Genomic DNA, 4,312 nt, shown 5'->3' on the forward strand with positions numbered 1-4,312 from the left:
CCGTCGAGGCTGCGCTGGCGGATCCAGAGGTCCTTGCCGGAATTGGCCTTGGTCGCGCGGGAGAAGATCTTGGCCTCGATCTCGGTGGAGCGCTGCTTCATCAGCGCCGAGACCGGATTGTAGACGCCCACCGTGAAGGCCCCGATCGCGAGCGCCACGAACACGCCGGGCTGCAGGAACTGCCAGGCCGAGATGCCGGCCGCGCGTGCCACCACGAGTTCGAGCTTGCGCGAGAGTTGAAGCAGGGCGGCCATCGAGCCGAACAGGATCGCGAAGGGCAGCACGCCCTCGGCGACGGCCGGGGTCCGGTAGAGCGAGAGCTGCGCCATCAAACCTGTGGACGCGCCCTCGGCGTCGCCCGCGCGCCGGAGCAGCTCGACGAAATCGAGGGTGTAGACGAGGGTGAAGACCGTGAGGAACACGCCCAGCACCGTGCGCAGGAAGCGCATGGCGAAGTAGCGGCCGAGCGTCGCGCCGATCAGCATGCGCCCACGCCTCTCACTGGACGCCGAGGCGCGGGCGCCGACCGAGACGGCCAAACACCCCGGTCAGGGCACGGGTCACGCGGGCGTTCCAGTCGCGCACGGCCGCGCCGTTGAAGATGATGATCGCCGAGATGAGGATCGCCAGGAGCGGCACGCCGTAGACCGCCGCCACCGCGCCCTGGCTGCGCGCGGCGGCGCTGCTGGCGGCGAACCCGCCGATCCGCACGACCACGACGGCGAGGACCGCGCCCGCCACCGCGAGGCCGCGCCCCTGCCGGGTCGTGCGCGGATCGCCAAGGGCCGCGAAGGCGATGAATGTGAGGGCCAGCGGATAGAGCCAGGACGACAGCCGATCGTGCAACTCCGCCCGGAACCGGCCCTTCTGCTGCTTGTAGTAGGTCTCGCTGGTGTCGGGGAACAGCAACTGCGTCGTGGCCCGCTCGCGCGGCTTGTAGACCAGTTCGGCGTCGGGCGGCGTAAATGCCGCCAGATCGACGGTGTAGCGCTCGAAGGTGACGATCGAGGCGTCGCGCGAATCCTTCTGCTGGCGGTGGACGCTGCCCTTTTCGAGCGCCAGATAGCTCTGCCCGCCATACTCCATCGCCTGGCCCCGCTCGGCGAGGTAGACCACCGACTTGCCCGGCTCGCGCTTGTCCTGGATGAACAGTCCGAGCAGGGAGCCACCCGGACCGCGCTCGCGGAAATGGAAGGTGATGCCGCTCTCGAGGCTGGTGAACTGCCCCTCCTTGACCACGTTGGCGATGAAGTCGCCCCGCACGCGGGTCACGACGTCGCGCAGTTCCTGGAAGGAAGAAGGCATCACCTGGATCGTCAGGAAAGCCACCGCGAGGCTGACCGCGAGGCCGAGGCTGAGGAAGGGCCGCAGGATCCGCCGGGGTCGCATTCCGGCGGCCGACATCACGATGAGCTCTGAATCCCCGTTCAGCTTATTCAGGGCGTAGACCACCGCGATGAACAGGGCCACGGGGGCGATGACCGTGATCAGCGTCGGGAGCGAAAGGCCGGTGATCAGGAAGAAGATCAGCAGGGTCTGGCCCTTGGCGGTGATCAGGTCGAGCTCGCGCAGGGCCTGCGTCACCCAGATCGTGCCGGTCAGGCCGATCAGGCAGGCGAGGAACGCCCCGAGCGCGATTCTGAAGATGTAGCGCTCGATCTGCGTCATCGGTTCTCTGGGGAGGGCGTCTCGTGGATGGCCTCGCCACGATGCCCGACGGAGTTCGAGACCCCGCCCGTTTCTACCTCTCGCGCCCCCCGGCCGTCGACTCCGATCGGGGCGCGCCAATTCGGGCGCTTTCGCGGCGTCGCGGTCGCGTTGCGTTCTCTGCCTCAACGGGTACACAGAAGCGCCTGGAGCGCCGCGTCTCATCCCGTGCCGCTCCGCACATTTTGCGTGCACCACTTTCGAACGCATCTCTCGTTCGAGCCCAATTCTCGGAAAGCAGCGTCATGGCGGACGGAATCACGATCACGTTCGGGCCCTTGGGCTCGGTGGGCCGGGGAGACGTCGTCCTGTTCGTGGGCGACGACCTGGCGCTCGCGCCGGCCGTGGCGCAGGCGATCGGCGGCGGTGTCGCGGATCTCGTGGCGCGGGCCGCGGCCAGCGAGCGATTCAAGGGCAAGTCCCTCTCGGCGCTGGCGCTGCCCGCCCCCGCCGGCCTCGACGCCGACCGTCTACTGGTGATCGGACTCGGCTCGGAGAAGGACCGCGCCAAGATCGACTGGCCGGCGCTCGGCGGCTTCACCGCCAGCAAGGTCTCGGGCCGGAACGCCCACGTGGCGCTGACGATCGGGGACCTCGATGTCACGGCCGAGAACGCCGCCGATTTCGCGCTCGGTGCGCGTCTGCGCCACTACAGCTTCGACCGCTACAAGACCAAGAAGAAGCCCGAGGGCGAGGATGCGAAGAGCACGTCCCTGACCCTGATGGTGGCGGACGTTTCCGCCGCCGAGGCCGCCGCGAAGATTTCCGAGGCCGTGTCGGACGGCGTCATCCTCGCCCGCGAACTCGTCAACGAGCCGCCAAACGTCCTGCATCCGGAAGAGTTCGCCCGGCGCGCGGAGCAACTGACCAAGCTCGGCGTCGAGGTCGAGGTTCTGGGGCCGGCCAAGCTCGCGGCGCTCGGCATGGGCGCGCTGCTCGCGGTCGCTCGCGGCTCCGTGAAGGAGCCCCGCGTCGTGGTCATGCGCTGGAACGGTGGCGAGGCCGGTGAGGCCCCCATCGCCTTCATCGGCAAGGGCGTATGCTTCGATTCCGGCGGCATCTCGATCAAGTCGGCCGGCGGCATGGAGGATATGAAGGGCGACATGGGCGGGGCCGCCTGCGTCGTCGGCACGATGCACGCGCTAGCCGCACGCAAGGCGAAGGTGAACGTGATCGGCGCCATCGGCATCGTCGAGAACATGCCCGATGGCGACGCCTACCGCCCCGGCGACATCGTCACCTCGATGTCGGGCCAGACCATCGAGGTCATCAACACCGATGCGGAAGGCCGCCTCGTCCTCGCTGACGTGATCTGGCACATCCAGGGCGCCTACAAGCCGAAGTTCATGATCGATCTCGCGACCCTGACGGGCGCGATCATCGTGGCGCTGGGCCAGGACATCGCCGGGATGTTCTCCAATGACGACGCCCTCTCGGCCAAGATCACCGCCGCCGGAGAGGCGACGGGCGAGGCCGTCTGGCGGATGCCGCTGATCCCCGCCTACGACAAGGCGATCGACTCGAAGTTCGCCGACATGAAGAACTCGGGCGGCCGACACGGTGGCGCGGCCACGGCGGCCTCCTTCCTGAAGCGCTACGTCAACGACGTGCCCTGGGCCCATCTCGACATCGCGGGTGTCGCCATGTCCTCGTCGTCGAGCGAGATCAACCGGAGCTGGGGGGCGGGATGGGGCGTGCGCCTCCTCGATCGTCTGGTGCGCGACAACTACGAGGGCTGATCCCCGGTGCGTGCCGTGCTGCCGGCCCTGATCCCGCTGGCCACGGCGGTCCTTGCGATCGCCGCGACCTTCGCGACCGGGTTCGACCAGCGCACCGCGCTGCCTCCGGAACTCGAGAGCCGGTTCTACGGCTTCTTCCTCGATCGTTATCCCCTCTTTGCAGTGGCGATCGTCTATGGCCTGACGAGTCACGTCGTGCGGATCGTCCGGCCCGGGCCCGCCGCCTGGCCTCGCCGTGTCGTGGGCGGCGGGCTGGCAATCGCACTTTTCCTGGCCGCCTGCCTGCATCCGACCTTCGGCGGCGTGATCCTGCGCCTCGCCTTCGCCAGCGGCGGCAACGCCTTCCTCACACAAGCGCCGATGCCGGCGGCCTATGCCGTCGGTTCGGCCCTCGCGACCCTGGTCTTCGCCAGCGCGCTCGGGCTTGGCGCGCTGCTGATCGGCAATCGCAGGCACCCGCCCCTGCGCTGGCTCCGGCGGCTCAGTGAGATCCTGGTCCGCACCCTGACCCTCTGGTTCGCCCTCGCCACCTTGGGCCTCGGGCATATCGCGGGCTTCGGGATCTGGCCCCGGCGGTCTCTGAGCCTTGCCGATGCGCTGATCGCCGCCGCCCTGGCCGTCGCGGCATTTCTGCCCCACCTCTGCGTCAACGGGCTGACGGTGCAGCGGATTCGTCTCGCCCGACCAGACGCGGCTGCTTGATCCCGCCGCCCGGATGGCGGAGGATGGTTTAGATGTGAACTAAGGTGGCTAAAGTCACCGGGCCGCATCACAGGGAGGATCGACATGGCCGAAACCCGGAGCGCCGCGCGCCCGTGGCTGTCCGCGTATCCGTCGGGCATGCCGGCGGAGATCGATGTCGCGGG

Annotated in this window: 4 protein-coding genes; 2 read left to right on the forward strand and 2 right to left on the reverse strand. The window is 68.7% G+C overall.

The genetic code is table 11. From position 1 onward, the window contains the following. A partial coding sequence (locus tag JWQ05_RS06760; protein ID WP_299656486.1) for an LptF/LptG family permease occupies positions 1-485 on the reverse strand: 485 nt, incomplete at its 3' end. Between the two features lie 13 nt (positions 486-498). Next, positions 499-1,668, reverse strand: a complete 1,170-nt coding sequence (gene lptF, locus JWQ05_RS06765) for an LPS export ABC transporter permease LptF (RefSeq protein WP_299656489.1) — start codon at positions 1,666-1,668, stop codon at positions 499-501. 284 nt (positions 1,669-1,952) lie between these two features. Here lptF and JWQ05_RS06770 point away from each other — a divergent pair, with 284 nt between their 5' ends. Together JWQ05_RS06770 and JWQ05_RS06775 are read left to right on the forward strand one after the other, a co-directional pair. Further along, the gene (locus JWQ05_RS06770; RefSeq protein WP_299656492.1) at positions 1,953-3,446 is read left to right on the forward strand and encodes a leucyl aminopeptidase; all 1,494 of its coding nucleotides are present in this window, start codon (positions 1,953-1,955) and stop codon (positions 3,444-3,446) included. Positions 3,447-3,452: 6 nt separating this feature from the next. Beyond that, positions 3,453-4,148: a hypothetical protein gene (locus JWQ05_RS06775; RefSeq protein ID WP_299656495.1), complete on the forward strand. Its 696-nt coding sequence runs from the start codon at positions 3,453-3,455 to the stop codon at positions 4,146-4,148. Positions 4,149-4,312 lie beyond the last annotated feature (164 nt).

It is taken from the genome of Methylobacterium sp., from assembly GCF_028290105.1.
GTDB lineage: Bacteria > Pseudomonadota > Alphaproteobacteria > Rhizobiales > Beijerinckiaceae > Methylobacterium.

Excerpts from the sequence above, each read along its gene's own strand:
- lptF (WP_299656489.1), bottom strand. The coding sequence starts at position 1,668 with ATGACGCAGATCGAGCGCTACATCTTCAGAATCGCGCTCGGGGCGTTC.
- JWQ05_RS06770 (WP_299656492.1), top strand. The coding sequence starts at position 1,953 with ATGGCGGACGGAATCACGATCACGTTCGGGCCCTTGGGCTCGGTGGGC.